The organism is Glycomyces lechevalierae, from assembly GCF_027622945.1.
In the GTDB taxonomy this organism is placed as follows: Bacteria; Actinomycetota; Actinomycetes; order Mycobacteriales; family Micromonosporaceae; genus Glycomyces; species Glycomyces rutgersensis.
This window is the reverse complement of sequence record NZ_JAPZVQ010000023.1, coordinates 55686-73938: the sequence shown is the minus strand read 5'-3', so window position 1 is coordinate 73938 and position 18253 is coordinate 55686. Positions and strand designations below refer to the sequence as shown.

General features: G+C 71.1%; 18 protein-coding genes. 11 read left to right on the top strand and 7 right to left on the bottom strand.

The window, feature by feature from the left end:
• Positions 1-143 precede the first annotated feature (143 nt).
• Together O2L01_RS24360 and O2L01_RS24355 are read left to right on the top strand one after the other, a co-directional pair.
• The gene (locus tag O2L01_RS24360) at positions 144-1112 is read left to right on the top strand and encodes an ATP-binding protein (RefSeq protein WP_270124652.1); all 969 of its coding nucleotides are present in this window, start codon (positions 144-146) and stop codon (positions 1110-1112) included.
• A 144-nt stretch (positions 1113-1256) separates the two neighbouring features.
• A complete protein-coding gene (locus tag O2L01_RS24355; RefSeq protein WP_270124651.1) occupies positions 1257-1667 on the top strand; it encodes an SCO5389 family protein in 411 nt (136 codons plus the stop codon).
• A gap of 86 nt (positions 1668-1753) precedes the next feature.
• On the opposite strand, the gene O2L01_RS24350 is transcribed toward O2L01_RS24355, so the two are convergent.
• Positions 1754-2464, bottom strand: a complete 711-nt coding sequence (locus tag O2L01_RS24350) for a TetR/AcrR family transcriptional regulator (RefSeq protein ID WP_270124650.1) — start codon at positions 2462-2464, stop codon at positions 1754-1756.
• Positions 2465-2483: 19 nt separating this feature from the next.
• Complete coding sequence (locus tag O2L01_RS24345) at positions 2484-2891, bottom strand: hypothetical protein (protein ID WP_270124649.1); 408 nt, start codon at positions 2889-2891, stop codon at positions 2484-2486.
• A 148-nt stretch (positions 2892-3039) separates the two neighbouring features.
• On the opposite strand from O2L01_RS24345, the gene hisF reads away from it, so the two are divergent.
• The 3 genes from hisF to O2L01_RS24330 all read left to right on the top strand — a co-directional run bounded on the left by hisF (position 3040) and on the right by O2L01_RS24330 (position 7911).
• Positions 3040-3804, top strand: a complete 765-nt coding sequence (gene hisF / locus O2L01_RS24340; protein WP_270124648.1) for an imidazole glycerol phosphate synthase subunit HisF — start codon at positions 3040-3042, stop codon at positions 3802-3804.
• 442 nt (positions 3805-4246) lie between these two features.
• Complete coding sequence (locus tag O2L01_RS24335) at positions 4247-6127, top strand: ABC transporter ATP-binding protein (RefSeq protein ID WP_270124647.1); 1881 nt, start codon at positions 4247-4249, stop codon at positions 6125-6127.
• Complete coding sequence (locus O2L01_RS24330) at positions 6124-7911, top strand: ABC transporter ATP-binding protein (protein WP_270124646.1); 1788 nt, start codon at positions 6124-6126, stop codon at positions 7909-7911. The genes O2L01_RS24335 and O2L01_RS24330 overlap by 4 nt, the downstream gene beginning before the upstream one ends.
• A gap of 293 nt (positions 7912-8204) precedes the next feature.
• Here O2L01_RS24330 and O2L01_RS24325 read toward each other — a convergent pair whose 3' ends face one another.
• Positions 8205-9134 (bottom strand): NADP-dependent oxidoreductase, encoded by a 930-nt coding sequence (locus O2L01_RS24325; RefSeq protein WP_344469018.1) that lies wholly within the window; start codon positions 9132-9134, stop codon positions 8205-8207.
• Between the two features lie 112 nt (positions 9135-9246).
• Between O2L01_RS24325 and O2L01_RS24320 the strand changes: the two genes are divergently transcribed.
• On the top strand, positions 9247-10260 hold the full coding sequence (locus O2L01_RS24320) for a GlxA family transcriptional regulator (RefSeq protein WP_270124644.1): 1014 nt from the start codon (positions 9247-9249) through the stop codon (positions 10258-10260).
• Here O2L01_RS24320 and O2L01_RS24315 read toward each other — a convergent pair.
• The 4 genes from O2L01_RS24315 to O2L01_RS24300 all read right to left on the bottom strand — a co-directional run bounded on the left by O2L01_RS24315 (position 10223) and on the right by O2L01_RS24300 (position 14286).
• A complete protein-coding gene (locus O2L01_RS24315) occupies positions 10223-10705 on the bottom strand; it encodes a GNAT family N-acetyltransferase (RefSeq protein WP_270124643.1) in 483 nt (160 codons plus the stop codon). The two genes, O2L01_RS24320 and O2L01_RS24315, sit on opposite strands and share 38 nt — an antisense overlap.
• Before the next feature lie 52 nt (positions 10706-10757).
• Positions 10758-11720 carry a quinone oxidoreductase family protein gene (locus tag O2L01_RS24310; RefSeq protein ID WP_270124642.1) on the bottom strand — a complete coding sequence of 321 codons (963 nt, stop codon included), beginning with the start codon at positions 11718-11720 and terminating at the stop codon, positions 10758-10760.
• 53 nt (positions 11721-11773) lie between these two features.
• Complete coding sequence (locus O2L01_RS24305) at positions 11774-13522, bottom strand: BCCT family transporter (protein WP_270124641.1); 1749 nt, start codon at positions 13520-13522, stop codon at positions 11774-11776.
• Between the two features lie 95 nt (positions 13523-13617).
• Positions 13618-14286, bottom strand: a complete 669-nt coding sequence (locus O2L01_RS24300) for a RibD family protein (protein WP_270124640.1) — start codon at positions 14284-14286, stop codon at positions 13618-13620.
• Positions 14287-14366: 80 nt separating this feature from the next.
• On the opposite strand from O2L01_RS24300, the gene hisI reads away from it, so the two are divergent.
• The 5 genes from hisI (at position 14367) to trpA (ending at position 18142) form a co-directional block, all read left to right on the top strand.
• Complete coding sequence (gene hisI, locus O2L01_RS24295; protein ID WP_270114183.1) at positions 14367-14711, top strand: phosphoribosyl-AMP cyclohydrolase; 345 nt, start codon at positions 14367-14369, stop codon at positions 14709-14711.
• Entirely contained in the window at positions 14708-15262 is a 555-nt protein-coding gene (locus tag O2L01_RS24290) for a Trp biosynthesis-associated membrane protein (protein ID WP_270124639.1), read from the top strand. The genes hisI and O2L01_RS24290 overlap by 4 nt, the downstream gene beginning before the upstream one ends.
• A gap of 6 nt (positions 15263-15268) precedes the next feature.
• Positions 15269-16063, top strand: a complete 795-nt coding sequence (gene trpC, locus O2L01_RS24285) for an indole-3-glycerol phosphate synthase TrpC (RefSeq protein ID WP_416259812.1) — start codon at positions 15269-15271, stop codon at positions 16061-16063.
• Between the two features lie 85 nt (positions 16064-16148).
• The gene (gene trpB / locus O2L01_RS24280) at positions 16149-17348 is read left to right on the top strand and encodes a tryptophan synthase subunit beta (RefSeq protein WP_270124637.1); all 1200 of its coding nucleotides are present in this window, start codon (positions 16149-16151) and stop codon (positions 17346-17348) included.
• A gap of 5 nt (positions 17349-17353) precedes the next feature.
• Entirely contained in the window at positions 17354-18142 is a 789-nt protein-coding gene (trpA, locus tag O2L01_RS24275) for a tryptophan synthase subunit alpha (protein WP_344469015.1), read from the top strand.
• The last annotated feature ends 111 nt before the right edge of the window (positions 18143-18253 follow it).

Sequence of the window (18253 nt, the reverse complement as noted above, 5' to 3'; positions counted from 1 at the left end):
TTCGCGGCGGCGTTCACGGTGCCGTCTGACATGTGACATGGCACCGCCAAGGCACCGACCGGTATGAGGCGCAGTCACATTCGCGCCCTGCTACCCTCCATTTGAAATCAACAACCATTTTCAATTGGTGGGGGACCACAGCAATGAAACTCGCCTTCGTCGGCAAGGGCGGCTCCGGCAAGACCACGATGGCCTCGCTCTTCGCGCGCCGCGCGGCCGCACTCGGACACCCGGTCATGGCCATCGACGCCGACATCAACCAGCACCTCGCCGCCGCCCTCGGCCTCGACGCCGAAGCCGCCGCGATGGGCCCCGTCCTCGGCGAGCACCTGGCCGACATCAAGGACCACCTGCGCGGCACCAACCCGCTCATCCCGTCCGCCGACCTCATGCTCAAGACCACGCCGCCCGGACCCGGCTCCCGCCTGCTCACCGTGCGCGAATCCGACCCGCTCCTCGACGCGCTCTTCACCGAGCACGACGGCATCCGCTTCGCCGCCACCGGCGGCTTCGTCGACGACGACCTCGGCGTCGCCTGCTACCACTCCAAAGTCGGCGCGGTCGAACTGCTCCTCAACCACCTCGTCGACGGCACCGACGAATTCGTGATCGTCGACATGGTCGCCGGCGCCGAAGCGTTCGCCTCCGGCATGTTCACCCGCTTCGACCACACCTTCCTCGTCTGCGAACCGACCCTCCGCAGCGTCGGCGTCTACAAGCAGTACCTCGGGTACGCCGAGGACTACGACGTGCGGATCTCCGTGATCGGCAACAAGATCGACGACGAGGACGACGTCGCGTTCCTCCGCGAGCACGTGGGCGACGCCCTCGCCGGCTGGTGCTCGCGCTCCAAGTACGTCAAGGCCGCCGAGCGCGGCAGCGTCGGCCCCGTCGGCGCCCTCGAACCCGAGAACCTCGCTGTCGTCGACGCCGCCCGCGAACGGGCCGTCGACGGCGGCAAGGACTGGGCCAAGTTCACCCGCCAGGCCCACGAGTTCCACCGCAAGGCCGCGCTGGCCTGGGGGAATGACCGCGTCGGCGTGGACCTCGCCGACCAGATCGTCCCCGACTTCGTGCTCGGCGAGCACCTGCTCCGCGCCCCGGCAGTCTGACAGGCGGGCCGCACAGCGACGTGCGGCCCGACTGGACGCTCGCCGCGGACTGAACATTTCAGGACTTCCCTGCGTCGATTACCCGACAGCGGAGGGTCACCGCGACCGAGCACAATGAACCGATTCGAACCGAGAGGAGAACGCATGTCCCTTGACGTCTCTGAAGACCTGCTCGCCAAGGCCGAAGCAGGGGAGGTCGGCGACGCCGACTTCATCGACTGCGTCAAGCAGTCGCTGCCGTTCGCGTGGGAGCTCATCGCGAAGGTCGTGAACGACCTGAAGAACGGAGTGGTCTCGTCGAGCGGCTCGACGCAGTTCGCCGACAACACCACCCCGCCGCCGGACGAGCAGGCGCGCGGGCAGCTGCTGCGGGTGCTCGCCTCGGACTCGATGCGCGGCGCGCTCGAACGCCACTACGGCGTGAAGCTCGCGTTCCAGAACTGCCACCGGATCGCGGCGTTCCCGCTCGCCGAGGTCGACTCGGACACGTACCGCAAGTTCATCTCCCCGCGCGGGCAGCTGCTCAACCAGTCGCCGGAACTGCGCGACTGCTGAGCCGGCGGTTCACCGGGCCACCAGCTTGAGCGGGCCGGCGGGACACTGGTCCCGCCGGCCCGTGCCGCGTCCGTCGAGCGCCTCGACTACTCCGGGCGCCGCGTGATGAGGAAGTCCCGCACCAGCTCCTCGCCCTGCTTCACCAAGGGCCGCAGGATCTTCAGCCGCGAGAGCGCCACGACGCGGGCCGCGAGGGGCGCGGTCCGGCGGGCCAGCTCGCGCGACTTCTCCTGCCCCGGCGAGGCGTCGTACACCCAGTACAGGACCACGACCATCTGGTGCAGCCACAGCATCTCCGGCAGGATGTCCGCCATGTCCTTGGGCACCTTGGTCTTCGAGCCGTCCAGGACCTCGCGGTACAGCGCGATGTCGCGGTCGCGGCTCTCCGTCGAGTCCTCCGAGAAGGGGCTCAGCGGGCTCGACGGGTCGGCGGCGTTGCGGAAGAACTGGCCCGCGAACGCGTGGTACGGGCCCGCGATGTCCAGCCACGCCAGGAGCGCCGCCTCGATCCGCTCGGCCAGGGTCTCCTTGCCGTCGAGCAGGCGCGGGGTCAGCTCCGCGTGGCGGGTCGTCGCCTGCTCGTAGAAGCCCTGGATCAGGTGCTCCTTCGACTTGAAGTAGTAGTACGCGTTGCCAACGGACACACCGGCCTCGGCGGCGATCGCCCGCATCGTCGTCTTGTCGTAGCCGCGCTCGGCGAACATGTCGAGCGCGGTCTCGATGATGCGCTGACGCGTCCGCTCGCCCTTCGAGGAAGGACGGGCGGACGCGTCGGAGGACTCGGCTTCGGTGCTCACGCAGGCGATCCTACTTGGGTCAGGCGCCGTGCGCCTGCGGCCGCGGCTGCGGCGGCTCCAGGGTGGCGAGCGCCCGGGCGTCGACGTGGCCGCGCTTGCGGAAGCCGTTGAGCACGATGACGTTCACGACGTGCAGCACCCCGAGCACGAGCAGCACCGCCCCGATCTTGACCGCGACGGTCTCGAAGACGCCGCGGGCGTCGGCGACCGGTTCGGCGGTGCGCAGCCACAGCGTCACGAACCCGAAGTTGAGGAGGTAGAAGCCGACCTGCAGGAGCTTGTTGACGGCCTGGGCGAGCTGCTCGTCGCCGGCGAAGACGTCCTTGATGAAGTGGTACCCGTTGGTGCCCAGGGTGCGGGCGACCCAGACGGTGAGGGGGATGGCGACGAGGAGGTAGGCGATGTAGCCGATGACTGCCATGTCCATGACAGTGCTCCGTTCTGTACGGGGTTCAGGGCGTGAATTGAACATGTTCAACTCGCTTCTGAAGTTACACCCGCGTCTTGAACATGTTCAAGTTCGATGCCCAAATATGGCGGACGCCACCCGCACCCGCCGCCTGTAGGCTTGCCGCGTGACTGTTGCGGTGCGAGTGATCCCCTGCCTGGACGTGGACGCCGGGCGGGTCGTCAAAGGCGTGAACTTCGAGAACCTGCGCGACGCGGGCGACCCCGTCGCGCTCGCCGCCGCCTACGACGCGGCCGGCGCCGACGAGCTCACGTTCCTCGACGTGAGCGCCTCCTCCGGCGACCGCGCCACCATGTACGACGTCGTGGCCCGCACCGCCGAACAGGTCTTCATCCCCCTGACCGTGGGCGGCGGCGTGCGCACCGCCGACGACGTCGACCGGCTGCTGCGCGCCGGCGCGGACAAGGTCGGCATCAACACCGCCGCGATCGCCCGGCCCGAGGTCATCTCCGAGATCGCCGAACGCTTCGGCAACCAGGTCCTGGTGCTCTCCGCCGACGTCGCCTCCGGGCGCGACACCGATTCCGGCTGGGAGGTCACCACCCACGGCGGACAGAAGCGCTCCACGGGCCTCGACGCCGTCGAGTGGTGCGCCCGCGCCGCCGAGCTCGGGGCGGGGGAGATCCTCCTCAACTCCATCGACTCGGACGGCATGAAGCAGGGCTTCGACCTCAAGCTCATCGCCGCCGTGCGCGCCGCGGTCGACATCCCGCTCATCGCCTCCGGCGGCGCCGGCAAGGCCGCCGATTTCCCGCCGGCAGTCGACGCGGGCGCCGACGCGGTGCTCGCCGCCTCGATCTTCCACTTCGGCGACGTCGCCATCGGCGAGGTCAAGCAAGTGCTCCGCGAGGCCGGGCACCCGGTGCGCTAACGCGGATGGGATGACGCCGAGGGCCAACGTGAGCGGAGGGTCTCCGCAAATCGGACATCGATGGGCCCCCGGTTCCAACCCTGACATGCGGGTACGACATCCGGCCGGCGCGAGCCACGCTCGCATTGAGGGCCGTTTCCGGGGCGCGGGTCGAGCCGCTGAGGGCCGTATCGCAGGCCCCCGGTCAAAACCCTGACACAAGGGTGTGACATCCCCCGCGAAACCGAACGTGCCTCTCGTCCTGGGCCCAAGCCGAACGCCCAAGGGAAGCCGCAGTCCCGCCGGCGCCGGGGCCGTCGGCACGGGCCATCGCGGGTCCGCCGATCGGGAATTGCGGTTGGCGACTGTCATACGCGCGAGGCATGATTGCTAGCGGTTGCTTGCCGACCGGCTAGCCAGCGTTCGCGACGGCTGGCGCCCGAACCCACTGACCGGAGACCCAATGACGCTGCCCACCGGCACCGCCGCATCCCTCGACGATCAGCCCGCCGACGACCGCATCCTCCGCCAGGGACTGCGCAACATCGGCGACATGATCCGCCTCGAACCCAAACCGTTCGCGGTGGGCGCCGTCGGAGCCATGGCCAACACCGCCATGACCCTCTTCCTCTCCTTCGTCGTCGGCTGGGTCGTCTCCTCCATCGCCGTCCCCGCCTACGAGAGCGGCGAAGTCGTCCTCGGCACCGTCATGATCGGCGTCGCCGCCCTCCTCGGCACCTCGATCATCCGCTTCTCCACCATGTGCGCCCGCCGCATCGGCGCCGGCGTCATGATGTTCGGCGTCCAAGCCCACTGGCGCCGCCAGATCACCCGCCGCTACCTCGCCCTCCCCGTCTCCTGGCACCAGAAGCACCCCACCGGCACCCTCCTCTCCAACGCCAACGCGGACGTCGAAGCCGCCACCCGCCCCCTCGCGCCCCTGCCCTTCGCCGTCGGCACCCTCTTCATGGTCGTCATCGCCATGGGCGCCTTCTTCTGGATCGACTGGGCCATCGCCCTCGTCGCCCTCGGCATGTTCCCCACCCTCTTCGCCCTCAACGCCCTCTTCGCGACCAAGATGGCCCCCCGAGCCAAACGCGCCCAAGAACTCCGCGCCGAAGTCTCCGCCGTCGGCCACGAATCCTTCGACGGCGCCCTCGTCGTCAAGGCCATGGGACGCGAAGCCGCCGAGACCGAACGCTTCAGCGCCACCGCCGAAGAACTCCGCGACGCCATGATCGGCGTCGGCCGACTCCGCGCCGCCTTCGAACCCGCCATCTCCGGGCTCCCCGAGATCGGCGTCCTCGTCGCCCTCCTCGTCGGCCTCGCCCGCTTCGAAGCCGGCGCGATCGACCTCGGCCAACTCGTCACCGTCTCCTTCATGTTCTCCGTGCTCGCCTTCCCCGTCCGCGCCATCGGCTGGGTCCTCGGCGACCTCCCCGGCTCCGTCGTCGGCCGCCGCCGCGTCGACCACGTCCTCTCCGCCACCGGCGACATGACCTACGGCCAGGCCGAACTCCCCGAGACCACCGCCCCCGCCCGGCTCGAGTTCGACGCCGTCGCCTACGCCTACCCCGACGGCAAGGAAGCCCTCCACGAAGTCACCTTCACCGTCGAGGCCGGCACCACCGTCGCCCTCGTCGGCGCCACAGGCTCCGGCAAATCCACCCTCGCCCACCTCGCCGCCCGCCTCATCGACCCCACCCGCGGCACCGTCACCCTCGACGGCTCCGACCTGCGCGACCTCACCCACGCGAGCCTCGCCCGCACCACCGCGCTCGTCCAGCAGATCCCGTTCGTCTTCGACGACACCGTCCGCGCCAACCTCGCCCTCGACCGCCCCGGACTCACCGACGACCGCCTCTGGGACGCCCTCGTCGCCGCCGGAGCCGAGAAGTTCACCGCCGCCCTCGAGCAAGGCCTCGACACCGAAGTCGGCGAACGCGGCACCACCCTCTCCGGCGGCCAGCGCCAGCGCCTCACCCTCGCCCGCGCCCTCGCCGGCAGGCCGAGGCTCCTCATCCTCGACGACGCCACCAGCGCCGTCGACCCGAAGGTCGAGTCCCAGATCCTCACCGGCCTCAAGGACTCCGCGGACGTCGCCAGCGTCCTCGTCGTCGCCTACCGCCGCGCGACCATCGCCCTCGCCGACGAGGTCGTCTTCCTCGAAGACGGCCGCATCACCGCCCGCGGGCCCCACCAGGAACTGCTGAAGACCCACCAGCCGTACGCCGACCTCGTCACCGCCTACGAACGGGCCGAGGCCGAACGCGAATTCGAGGGCGAGTTCGACGACCCCGAGTTCAACGACCCCGACTTCAAGGACGAGGAGACCGCGGCGTGAGCGCGCAGGACGACACCACTCAGACGCAGCCCGGTCCCTGGCAGACCGTCAAACGCGGCCTGCGGCTCTCGCCCGAGCTGCGGCGCGGCCTCGGCTTCACGATCTTCCTCGCGGCGGTCACCTCGATCGGCCGGCTCGTCGTACCGGTGGGCGCGCAGCAGGTCCTCGACAAGGGGCTGCTCGGCGAGGGCGGGCCCGACATCGGGTACGTCGTGCTCGTCGCGGCCCTCGGCGTCGCCGCGCTCCTGGTCACCACGGGCACCAACTACCTGATGAACCGGCGCCTGTTCGTCGTCTCGGAGCACGCGCTGGCCTCGTTGCGGCGCAGGACGTTCCGGCACATCCACGACCTGTCGATGCTGCACCAGCAGTCGGAGCGGCGCGGTGCGCTCACCGCCCGCGTCACGACCGATATCGACCAGGTGAGCACGTTCCTGCAGCAGGGCGGCATGGTCCTCGTGACCGCGGCGGCGCAGATCGTCGTGGCCACGGTGGTCATGGCGGTCTACTCGTGGCAGTTGGCGATCGCGGTGTGGATCGTGTTCATCCCGGTCACGTGGCTGATCAAGTGGCTGCAGGGGCATCTCGCGGCCGCTTACACGGATGTGCGCAAGAGCGTGTCCAAGATGCTCTCGGCCGTCGCCGAGTCGGTCGTGGGCGCGGGCACGGTGCGCGCGTACGGGGTCGGGGCGCGCACGAGCGAGCGGCTCGACGCGTCGATCGACGAGCACCGGCGCGACCAGACCCGGGCGATCAGCCGTTCGGCGTTCTCGTTCGGCGCGGGGGAGCTGGTGTACCTGGGCGTCAACGTGGTCGTGGTGGTCCTCGGCGCGTTCCTCGTCGCGGGCGGGTCGATGACGGTGGGCGAGTTGACGGCGTTCCTGTTCCTCGTCATCCTCTTCACCCAGCCCGTGGTGATCGGCACGGAGACGCTCAACGAGGCCCAGAACGCGGTCTCGGGCTGGCGGCGGGTGCTCGACATCGTCGACACCGAGCCCGACGTGGCCGACCCGGTCGACGGCGTGGCGCTTCCCGAAGGGCCCCTTGGGGTCCGGTTCGAGGGTGTGCGGTTCGCGTACCCCGGCGGCGAGGAGGTGCTGCACGGGATCGACGTGGAGATCCGGGCCCATTCGAAGGTCGCGGTGGTCGGCGAGACCGGTTCGGGCAAGACGACGTTCGCGAAGCTGCTCACGCGGCTCATGGACCCGACTTCGGGGAAGGTGCGCATCGGCGGGACTCCGCTGGCGGAGGTCACGTTCGCGTCGCTGCGCGGCCGGGTGACGATGGTGCCGCAGGAGGGCTTCCTGTTCAACGGGACGCTCGCGCACAACGTCCGCTTCGCCAAGCCGGACTTGACCGACGCGGAGATCTATGTGGCCTTCGCCGAGCTCGGCCTCGACGACTGGCTCGAGACGCTGCCCGCGGGCCTGGAGACTGAGCTGGGGGAGAGCGGCGCGAACCTGAGTGTGGGTGAGCGCCAACTGGTGTCGCTGGTGCGGGCCTATGTGGCCGACCCCGACCTGCTGGTCCTCGACGAGGCCACGAGCGCCGTCGACCCGGCGACCGAGCTGCGGCTCTCGTCCGCGCTGGACGCGGTCACCCGGGGGCGCACGACGGTGATCATCGCGCACCGGCTCTCGACCGCCGAGACCTCTGACGAGGTGCTCGTCTTCGATGCCGGGAACCTGGTGCAGCAGGGCCCGCACGCCGAACTGGCGGCCGAGGCGGGCTCGGTGTATGCGGGCCTGCACGGTTCCTGGCGTGAGCAGACGCGTTCGAACTGATGGTGGAGCACTGACTCGTGTTGTGGCGGGGGCGGTCGGCCTGGCTGAGGACCGACCGCCGCCGCTACCGCGGTGGCCTGGTGCAGGTGCCGTCGGCGCGGGAGCCATCCCGCGCCTCCGATCTTCCGGCGGTCCGCGCGGTCCCCTACCTACCGCCGACCTACACCAAAACTGAAGCCAGCCTCCCACAGAAAGTCAAGACACTCAAGGAATGTTTTTCCCCTGTGGATAACTACGTGAGTGGGTGACATGTTGCCTGATCGCAAGCCTGTGGATAATCTTTTGAAGGTCATTCACTCGGCGACGGTGAGGACGATCTTGCCGATGGTGCGGCCCGTCTCGAGGGAGGCGTGGGCCTTGCCGACCTCGTCCAAGGGATAGGTCTCGGACACCGTGGGCGTGAGCCGCCCGGCCTCCACGAGGGCGGCGAGGGCGTTGAGGCCGATCAGGTCGGGCTCGACGATCGAGAACCCGGCCTTGATCCGCGCCTCCTCGGCCGCCGGGACGTCAGCCGGGCCGGGGAGGGTGATGAGGTAGCCGCCGTCGCGGACCACCGGGGCCGAGCGGGCCGTGTACTCGTCGCCCACACCGTCGAGCACGATGTCGATGCCGCTGACCTGCTCGGCGAAATCGCCTGCGGTGTAGTCGACGACCTCGTCTGCGCCGATGCCCTTGAGGTAGTCGTGCTTGGCGGCGCTGGCGGTCGCGATCACATGGGCGCCTTTGGCTTTGGCGATCTGGACGGCGAGGTGGCCGACGCCGCCCGCGGCGGCGTGGATCAGGACCGTCTGGCCCGCTTCGATGCCCGCGACGTCCACGAGGGACTGGTAGGCGGTGAGCCCGGCCAGCGGGAGGGCGGCGGCTTCGACGTGGCCGAGGCCGGCGGGCTTGCGGGCGAAGTGGCGGGCCGGGCCGGTCACGTACTCGGAGTAGCCCGCGGCGAACTGCGGGAAGCGCGGCATACCGAAGACCTCGTCGCCGACCTCGTAGAGCCGCACGCCGAAGCCGACCGCGGCGACGGTGCCCGAGACGTCCCAGCCGAGGGTGAAGTCGCCGGCGCGGCCGAGGAGTCCGCCGTAGGCGCGGGTCTTCCAGTCCACCGGGTTGAGGCCCGCGGCGTGCACTTTGACGAGGATCTCGCCGACGCCCGGTTCGGGGCGCTCGGTCTCGACGACCTTGAGGACGTCGGGTCCGCCGAGTTCGTCCTGCTTCACGGTTCGCATCGTGGCCATTGTGGATTCCTTCCGGTCGTTTCCGTTGCGGTGAGGACCAGTCTGCGCGGCGGGCGGCCGCGCGCCCAGTGGCCCGAGGGCCATGATGTGAAAGAATCGGGCCATGACCGCTTCCCCCCACCGCGTGGCCGTGCTCGCGCTCGACGGCGTCATCACGTTCGACCTCGGCGTCCCCGAGCGCGTCTTCGCCACCGCCGGGCATGTGGACGGCGTGCCCCGGTACGACGTGCGCGTGTGCTCCCTCGACGGCGGCCCGGTCCGCACCACCGCCGGGTACACGATCAACGTCGAGCACGGCCCCGAGCTGCTGGCCACGGCCGACACCGTGATCGTGGCGACCGTGGACCCCGCCGGGAACCACGTATGCGACCTGCCCGAGCCGCCTCCCGGGCTCGCGGAGGTGTTCGCGGACGTCCGGCCCGAGACGCGGATCGTGTCCTTCTGCAGCGCCGCGTTCGTGCTCGCCGGCCTGGGCCTGCTCGACGGCCGCGCCGCCACCACCCACTGGATGCTCACCGACCGGCTCAGCGAGCGCCACCCGGCGGTCGCCGTGGACCCCGACGTGCTGTTCGTCGACGAGGGCCGCATCCTCACCTCTGCCGGAGCCGGTGCGGCCGTGGACCTCTGCCTGCACCTGGTGCGCCGCGACTACGGCAGCGAGGTCGCGAACGCCGTCGCGCGCCGCTGCGTCATGCCGCCCTGGCGCGAGGGCGGCCAGGCCCAGTTCATCGAACGGCCCGTCCCCGAGCCCGCCGGGACCGGCACCGCCGAGGCCCGCGAATGGGCGCTCCGGCACCTCGACCGTCCACTGTCGATCGACGAGCTCGCGGCCCGGGCCCGGATGAGCCGCCGCTCCTTCACCCGCCGGTTCCGCGAGGAGACCGGGCAGAGCCCGGCGCAGTGGCTCACCCGCCAGCGCGTCGACCACGCCCGGCGGCTGCTCGAGTCGAGCGAGCTCACCGTGGATCAGATCGCGCGGCACGCCGGGCTCGGGACGGGTGTCTCGCTGCGCCAGCATCTGCGGGCGGTCCTGGGCGTGTCGCCGTCGGTGTACCGGCGGACCTTCCGGGAGCGGGAGGCTACAGCCGGAACCGCAGTTCCGGCCGCTCCCAGGTGACGCGCGGGGGCGTCGGCGGGACCGTGCCGGTCTTCTCGGCGCCGACGCTGCGGTAGAACGGTTCGGCCGGGGGATTGGACACGACGCGGATCTCCGTGATGCCTTCGGATCTGGCGAGGTCGAGCATGTGGCCGATCAGTCGGCGGCCGATGCCTTTGCCCTGCAAGCGGTCGTCGACGAAGAGCAGGTTGAGTTCGGGGAGTGCGAAGCCGTGCTCTGCGAGGGTGGCGGGGTCGACGAGGAGCGAGTAGAAGCCCATGAGGGTGTCGTGCTCGTCGACGGCGAGGTAGGTGGGGTGCCGTTCGAGGTAGTCGGGGCCAAGCCGGTATCCGTCGAGGATCGGCGCGTATTCGCCGTGGTAGGCGCTGGAGGCGTGGATGAGCGTGTTGACGCGGTCGGTGTCGGCTCCGGTCGCGCGCCGGATCTGAGGCGGTGTCGCATCCATGGTCGCCGATGGTAGCCGCGCCGTCGACGGTTACCCCCGGGGGGTACGGCCGTCAGGGGATGAGCAGGAGCTTCCCGGTGGTCTTGCGGGCTTCGAGGGCCTGGTGGGCTTCGGGAGCCTCTTCGAGGCGGAAGGTCTCGCCGACGCGCACGAGGAGGTCGTCGTCCTCGATCATCTGGAAGACCTCGCCCGCGCGCCACAGGTACTCCTCGCGGGTCGCGGTGAAGTCGCCGAGGGTGGGGCGGGTGAGGATGAGCGAGCCTCCCTTGTGGAGGAGCTGCGGGTCGACGGGCGGGACGGGGCCGCTCGACTGGCCGAAGAGGGCCATGACGCCGCGGCGGCGCAGGGCGCCGAGGCCTTCGCTGAAGGTGGTCTTGCCGACGCCGTCGAAGACCGCGGCGACGCCTTCGCCGCCGGTGAGTTCGCGGGCCTTCGCGCCGAAGCCCTCGTAGCGCATGACGTGGTCGGCGCCGTTCTGGCGGGCGAGTTCGGCCTTCGCGTCCGTGGAGACAGTGCCGATGACCTTGCCGCCCTTGGATTTCACCATCTGGGTGAGGAGGAGGCCCATGCCGCCGGCGGCGGCGTGGACGATGACGGTGTCGCCCTCCTGGACGGGATAGACCGTGTTGCACAGGTAGTGGGCGGTGAGGCCCTGGAGCATGACGGCGGCGGCGGTCTCGACGGCGACCTTCTCGGGGACGGGCACGAACTCGTCCGCGTCGCCGATGACGAGGTCGGCGTAGGAGCCGGGGACGCTCTTCCATGCGACCTCGTCGCCGACGGCGAAGCCGGTGACGCCGGCGCCGATCGCGGCGACGTACCCGCCGCCTTCGAGGCCGGGGGTGAACGGCACGGGCAGGCCGTAGGCGCCGGTGCGGTGGTAGACGTCGATGAAGTTGACGCCGGCGGCGGCGACCTTGACGGCGATCTGGCCCGGGCGGGGGCCCGGGTCGTCGCCTTCGAGCACGCGCATCACGCCGGGCCCGCCGGTCTGCTCGACCACGATCGCCTTCATGAGGTTTCCTTCCGCCGCACGGTCATCCCATAAAATAGCAGCGGCGCGCGGCCTCACTCGTCCGTGCTGGTCCGCTTGCCGTTCCCGACGCCGAAGCGCAGGCGGCTGCGGCCCCACCGGTTGCGTTCGGCGGTGCGGGAGACCTCCTCGCCCACGAGTTTGCGGATGGCGTCGCGGAAGCCCTTGTGCCGCAACTGGTAGCGGAGCGGATGCGCGGCGGGGTCGCGGGTGAGCTCCTTCATGAGCGAGACGCACAGCAGGAGCATGACGACGACGAACGGCAGGGCCACGATGATCGTCGCGTTCTTGAGCCCCTGCAGGCCGCCGGTGAGCAGGAGGACCGCGGCGACGGCGCCGATCGTCGCGCCCCAGAACACGACGAGGGGCTTCTTGGGCGCGAGCGAGCCGTGGCTGGAGAGGGACCCGAGGACGAGCGAGGCCGAGTCGGCGCCGGTCACGAAGTAGATCGCGACGAGGACCATGGAGAGTCCGGAGAGGAGGCTGTAGAGCGGCAGCGACTCGAGGACCGCGAACAGCGTGTACTCCTCGCCGAGGGCGACGGCGCCGCTGAAGTCCTGGCCGTGGTTCTGCTGCCACAGGGCGGTGCCGCCGAGGATCGCGAACCACAGTGTCGAAGCGGCCGAGGGGATGAGGAGGACGCCGACGATGAACTGGCGGATGGTGCGCCCGCGCGAGATGCGGGCGATGAAGGTGCCGACGAAGGGCGCCCACGAGAGCCACCACGCCCAGTAGAAGATCGTCCAGGTGCCCATCCAGTCGGAGCCGCCGAACGCGCCGGTGGCGCTGGAGATGCCGACGAGGTCGGTGAGGTAGCCGCCGACGGCGCTGGGCCAGGCGTCGAGGATGAACAGGGTCGGCCCGGCGAAGAACACGAACACGACGAGGAACAGGGCGAGGACCACGTTCGTCGTCGACAGCCATTTGACGCCGCGGTGCACGCCCGAGAACGCCGAGGCGACGAACGCGGCCGTCAGCGCGATGATGACGATGAGCTCCAGCTGCTTCGAGCCGGGCACGCCCACGACGATGTCGAGGCCGACGGCGACCTGGAGCGCGCCGAGGCCGAGGCTCGCGGCCGTGCCGAAGACCGTGGCGAACACGGCGAGCAGGTCGATGGCCTTGCCGGTGAGCGGCCCCCAGGCCTTCCCGGCGGTGAGCGGCGCGAACGCGTCGCTCATGTTGTTGCCGCGCTGCTTGCGGAACGTCGAGTAGCCGAGGGCGAGGCCGGCGACGGCGTAGATCGCCCACGGGTGGAGTCCCCAGTGGAAGAACGAGTAGACGAGCGCGCCCTCGGTGAGCTGGTCGTTGAAGTAGGGGGAGGCGGGGTCGAGCTCGAGCGGCGGGGGCGCGTCGAAGAAGTGCGCGAGCGGCTCGGCCACGCCGTAGAACATGAGGCCGATGCCCATGCCGGCGGCGAACATCATGGAGATCCACGGGAGCGTCCCGAACTCGGGCTCCTCGTCGGGGTTCGCGGCGAGCTTGATGTTGCCGTAGCGGCTCACGGCGATGTAGATCGCGAGGACCACGAAGATGTTCCCTGCGATGATGAACAGCCACGCAAAGTTCACGATCACCCAGTTGAGGGCGGCGGTGGAGCCGGTCTCGAACTGGTCGGGGAAGACCGCGCCGACGACGATGACGGCGAGGATCACGACGGCGCTGATCCAGAACACGGGCTGGTCGACCGGGTGCGTGGCCTGCCGCTCCTCCGCCTCGACCGGCGGCGCGGGCGGGGGCGGGACCTCCGCGGGATCGGTGGGCGGCGTCTCGGTCGCAGCCATGGGCAGGGCTCCGTTCGTCGGACTGGAGTGGCACTCCAGTCACCATAAGTGACGAAACGCCCCGGTTCGGCCACTTCCGGGAGCCCGCGGGGCGGTCAGTCCCGGCGGTAGACCAGCAGCGCGACCTCCCCGATCGCGCGCGTCTCGGCCAGCCGCAGCGGCCGCTCGGGCGACTGCGGGAACGCGGCCGCGTGCACGAACCGCGGCCCGCCCAGGCTCCCCAGCAGGAACGGCGCGACCGCCAGGTGCATCTCGTCCACGGCGTCCTCGGCGAGGAACAGGGTGTGGATCGTGCCGCCGCCCTCCACGAGCAGCCGCTCCACGCCCCGCGCGGCCAGGTCCGCCAGGGCCCGGGGGAGCTCCAGGACGGCGCCGAACGGGACGACCTCCGCGGCCTCCGGGGCGAGCGCGCACGCCGCCGCGCCCGCCTCGCTCGTGTAGACGACGACCGGGCCGCCCTCGCCGTCGAACAGCCGCGCCTCAGGGTCGAGGTCCCCCGAGGGCGAGAACACGACCCGCAGCGGCGACGCCGGGCGGCCCGACGCCTCCCGCTCCTCCCGGCGCCCGGCCGAGCGCACGAGCAGCCGCGGGTCGTCAGCGCGGACCGTGCCCGCGCCGACCGCGATCGCGTCCACGCCCGCGCGCACCGCGTCCACCCGGTCGAAGTCCGCCGCGTTCGACAGCATCAGCCGGTCCGGCGACACGTCGTCCAAATAGCCGTCGATGCTCATCGCGGCCGAAACGATCACATAAGGGCGCTCCATAACCCCCGAGAATCCCACGATGCACTCCCGACCGGGCCCGGGTGGCGGACCGCGGCGGGGAGCGATCACAATCAGTAGACGTGGAAGCAGGACAGACCAGCGACGACGTGATCGCGAACCTCACGTTCAACGCCGACGGGCTCGTCCCGGCCATCGCGCAGCAGCACGACACCGGGGAAGTCCTCATGCTCGCGTGGATGGACGCCGAGGCACTGCGGCGCACCGTCGCCACCCGCAAGGCCACCTACTGGTCGCGCAGCCGCGGCGAGTACTGGGTCAAGGGCGAGACCTCCGGCCACCACCAGGCGGTCGTCTCGGTCGCCGTCGACTGCGACGGCGACACCGTCCTGCTCCAGGTGGACCAGACCGGCCCCGCCTGCCACACCGGCACCCGCACCTGCTTCACCGGAAGGGAGATCGCATGAGCGAAGCAGCCGGCGAGACCCGCGCCGCCGAGCGCACCCGCGTCCTCCTCGCAGGCGTCCTCGCGGCCGCCGTCGCCGCCCTCGCCGCCTCCCGCGACTGGACGACCACCACCGACACCGGCCACGCCGGGATCACCGCCACCACCGCCCAGGCCGGCACCGACCTCGCCTCCTGGGCCCTGCCGTGCGCGCTCGCCGGCGGCGCGGCCTTCCTCGCGATGCTCGCCACCGGCAACCGCGCCCGCCGCGCCCTCGGCGTCGTCGCCGCCCTCGCCGGCCTCGCGGCCGCCCTCGGCGGCGCCCTCAACCTCGACGCCGGGCCCTGGCCGATCGCCATGGGCGCCGCCGCGCTCGTCCTCGCGGCCGCCGGCGCCGCCACCACCGCCCGCGCGGGCTCCTGGCCCAGCGCGAGCGACCGCTACGAAGCGGCACCCGACGGCAACGCCGCCATAGCAGAGGACCCGGTGTCGCTGTGGAACGCCCTCGACTCCGGCGAGGACCCCTCGTCGCCTAATATCACGGCATCGGCGCAGGAGAAGGGACGATCTTAGGTGAACGTGCTGGAGCAGATCATCACCGAAGTCCGCGCCGATCTCGAACGGCGCCAGACCGCGACCCCCATCGAGCAGATCCGCGAGCGCGCCGAGGCCGCCCGCCCCGCCCTCGACGGGTACGCCGCGCTCTCCGGCGGCGGCGTCATCGCCGAGGTCAAGCGCGCCTCGCCGTCCAAGGGCGCCCTCGCCGACATCCCCGACCCGGCCGTGCTCGCCGCCGAATACGCCGCGGGCGGCGCCGCCGTCATCTCGGTCCTCACCGAGCAGCACTACTTCAAAGGCAGCCTCGACGACCTCGACGCCGTCCGCGCCAAGGTCCAGATCCCGGTCCTCCGCAAGGACTTCGTGGTCTCCCCCTACCAGGTGCTCGAAGCCCGCGCCCACGGCGCCGACCTCGTGCTCCTCATCGTGGCCGCCCTCGACCAGGACACCCTCGTCTCCCTCCACGAGCGCATCGAAGGCCTCGGCATGACCGCCCTCGTCGAGGTCCACACCGAGTACGAGGCCGACCGGGCCCTGCGCGCCGGCGCCAAAGTCATTGGCGTCAACGCCCGCGACCTGACTACGCTCGACGTGGACCGCTCCGTGTTCGAGCGCATCGCCCCCGGCCTGCCCCGCGACGTCGTCAAGATCGCGGAATCGGGCGTCAGGGGCACGCGCGACCTCATCCGCTACGCCAGCGCCGGAGCCGACGCCGTACTCGTCGGGGAAGGCGTCGTCAAGCAGAAGAGCCCGCGCGACGCCGTCGCCGAGCTGGTCACCGCCGGGTCCCACCCGGCGACGCCGCGCCCGCTGTAGTGTTCGCGGCGAACACACACAGGTGAGCCCTGAGGTGCGCGACGCGCGCGCCCGGGCAGCGAGTTGCGAAGGGGAGCGAAGAACCGTGCCTAATCCAGATGCCAGCGGCCACTGGGGCGAATTCGGGGGCCGCTTCGTCCCCGAAGCGCTCATCGCCGCCCTCGACGAGCTCGAGGCCGCCCACACCGCCGCGCTCGCGGACCCGTCGTTCGTCGCCGAGCTCGACAAGCTCGGCCGCGAGTACGGGAACCTGCCGTCGCCGCTGTACTTCGCCGAGCGGCTCTCCGAGGAGGCCGGGGTCGAGGTGTGGCTCAAGCGCGAGGACCTCAACCACACCGGCGCGCACAAGATCCGCAACGTGCTCGGGCAGGCCCTGCTGACCAAGCGCATGGGCAAGACCCGCATCATCGCCGAGACCGGCGCGGGCCAGCACGGGGTCGCCTCCGCGACCGCCGCCGCGTACTTCGGGCTCGAATGCACCGTGTACATGGGCGAGGAGGACACGCGCCGCCAGGCCCTCAACGTCGCCCGGATGCGCCTCCTCGGCGCCGAGGTCGTGCCCGTCACGACCGGTTCGCGGACCCTCAAGGACGCGATGAACGAGGCCCTGCGCGAATGGGTCGCCTCCGTCGACCACACGCACTACCTGATCGGCTCGGTCGGCGGCCCCGCGCCGTTCCCGCAGCTCGTGCGCGACTACTGCCGCGGCATCGGCGACGAGGCCCGCGCGCAGTTCCTCGACCGCACCGGGACGCTCCCGGACGTGGTCGCGGCCTGCGTGGGCGGCGGCTCCAACGCCATGGGGATCTTCACGGCGTTCCTCGACGACGCCGACGTCAAGCTGTACGGGTTCGAGGCGGGCGGCGACGGCTACGACACCGGCCGGCACGCCGCGACGATCACGGCCGGGCAGATCGGCGTCCTGCACGGCGCGCGGACGTTCGTGCTGCAGGACGAGGACGGGCAGACGATCGAGTCGCACTCGATCTCGGCCGGGCTCGACTACCCGGGCGTCGGCCCCGAGCACGCGCACCTCGCCGCCACCGGGCGCGCGGCGTACGAGCCGGTCGACGACGCCGAGGCCATGGCGGCCTTGGAGAAGCTGGCCCGCACCGAGGGCATCATCTGCGCGATCGAGTCCGCGCACGGCCTCGCGGGGGCGCTGCGCCTCGCGAAGGGCCTCAAGCCGGGCGCGCGCGTCCTGGTGAACCTCTCGGGGCGCGGCGACAAGGACATGGGCAACGTGGTCGAGTACTTCGGCTTCGCGAACGAGAAGGGGGCGTAGGGGTGCTGCACGCTGCTGACGCTTTCGCGAAGACCCGGGCCGAGGGCCGGGCGGCACTGGTGGGGTACCTGCCCGCGGGCTACCCGACGCTGGCCGACTCGATCAAGGCCGTCGACATCATGATCGACCACGGGGCCGACATCATCGAGCTGGGCCTGCCGTACTCGGACCCGGTCATGGACGGGCCGGCGATCCAGAAGGCCGCCGACCAGGCGCTCGCCGGCGGGTTCCGGACCAAGCAGGTGTTCGAGGTGACCGAGGCGGTCGCCGGGCGCGTGCCGATCCTCGTCATGACGTACTGGAACCTGGTGGAGCGGTACGGGGTCGAGCGGTTCGCGCGCGACTTCGCGGCCGCCGGCGGGGCCGGGCTCATCACGCCCGACCTCATCCCGGACGAGGCCGAGGAATGGATCGCCGCGTCGGACCAGTACGGCCTGGACCGGGTGTTCCTGGTCGCGCCGTCGTCCACCGAGGAGCGGATCGCTTCGACCGTGGCCGTGTGCCGCGGGTTCGTGTACGCGCAGTCGGTCATGGGCGTCACCGGCGCCCGGGCCGCCACGTCCGCGGTCGCGCCGGCGCTCGTCGAGCGCACCCGCAAGCACACCGACCTGCCGATCGGCGTGGGCCTCGGCGTGCGCAGCGGCGACCAGGCCGCCGAGATCGGCGCGTACGGCGACGCCGTGATCGTGGGCTCCGCGATCGTCAACTGCTACCTGGACTCCGACGACATCCCGTCGGGCCACCAGAAGCTCGCCGAGCTCACCGCGGACCTCGCCGCGGGCGTGCGCCGGTAACCACTCGAGACGGCCCCGCGGGTTCAGGCCCGCGGGGCCTTCCCGTACCCGTGGCGGTACGTTTTGCGGCTTTTGCGAAACCGGCAGGGCCGCTTCGGAGGCGGCCCGTGG

Bases quoted from the DNA above. Each gene is read 5' to 3' on its own strand.
- O2L01_RS24360 (WP_270124652.1), top strand. From the start codon at position 144: ATGAAACTCGCCTTCGTCGGCAAGGGCGGCTCCGGCAAGACCACGATG.
- O2L01_RS24355 (WP_270124651.1), top strand. From the start codon at position 1,257: ATGTCCCTTGACGTCTCTGAAGACCTGCTCGCCAAGGCCGAAGCAGGG.
- O2L01_RS24345 (WP_270124649.1), bottom strand. From the start codon at position 2,891: ATGGACATGGCAGTCATCGGCTACATCGCCTACCTCCTCGTCGCCATC.
- O2L01_RS24335 (WP_270124647.1), top strand. From the start codon at position 4,247: ATGACGCTGCCCACCGGCACCGCCGCATCCCTCGACGATCAGCCCGCC.
- O2L01_RS24325 (WP_344469018.1), bottom strand. From the start codon at position 9,134: ATGCGAACCGTGAAGCAGGACGAACTCGGCGGACCCGACGTCCTCAAG.
- O2L01_RS24320 (WP_270124644.1), top strand. From the start codon at position 9,247: ATGACCGCTTCCCCCCACCGCGTGGCCGTGCTCGCGCTCGACGGCGTC.
- O2L01_RS24315 (WP_270124643.1), bottom strand. From the start codon at position 10,705: ATGGATGCGACACCGCCTCAGATCCGGCGCGCGACCGGAGCCGACACC.
- O2L01_RS24310 (WP_270124642.1), bottom strand. From the start codon at position 11,720: ATGAAGGCGATCGTGGTCGAGCAGACCGGCGGGCCCGGCGTGATGCGC.
- O2L01_RS24305 (WP_270124641.1), bottom strand. From the start codon at position 13,522: ATGGCTGCGACCGAGACGCCGCCCACCGATCCCGCGGAGGTCCCGCCC.
- O2L01_RS24300 (WP_270124640.1), bottom strand. From the start codon at position 14,286: ATGGAGCGCCCTTATGTGATCGTTTCGGCCGCGATGAGCATCGACGGC.
- O2L01_RS24290 (WP_270124639.1), top strand. From the start codon at position 14,708: ATGAGCGAAGCAGCCGGCGAGACCCGCGCCGCCGAGCGCACCCGCGTC.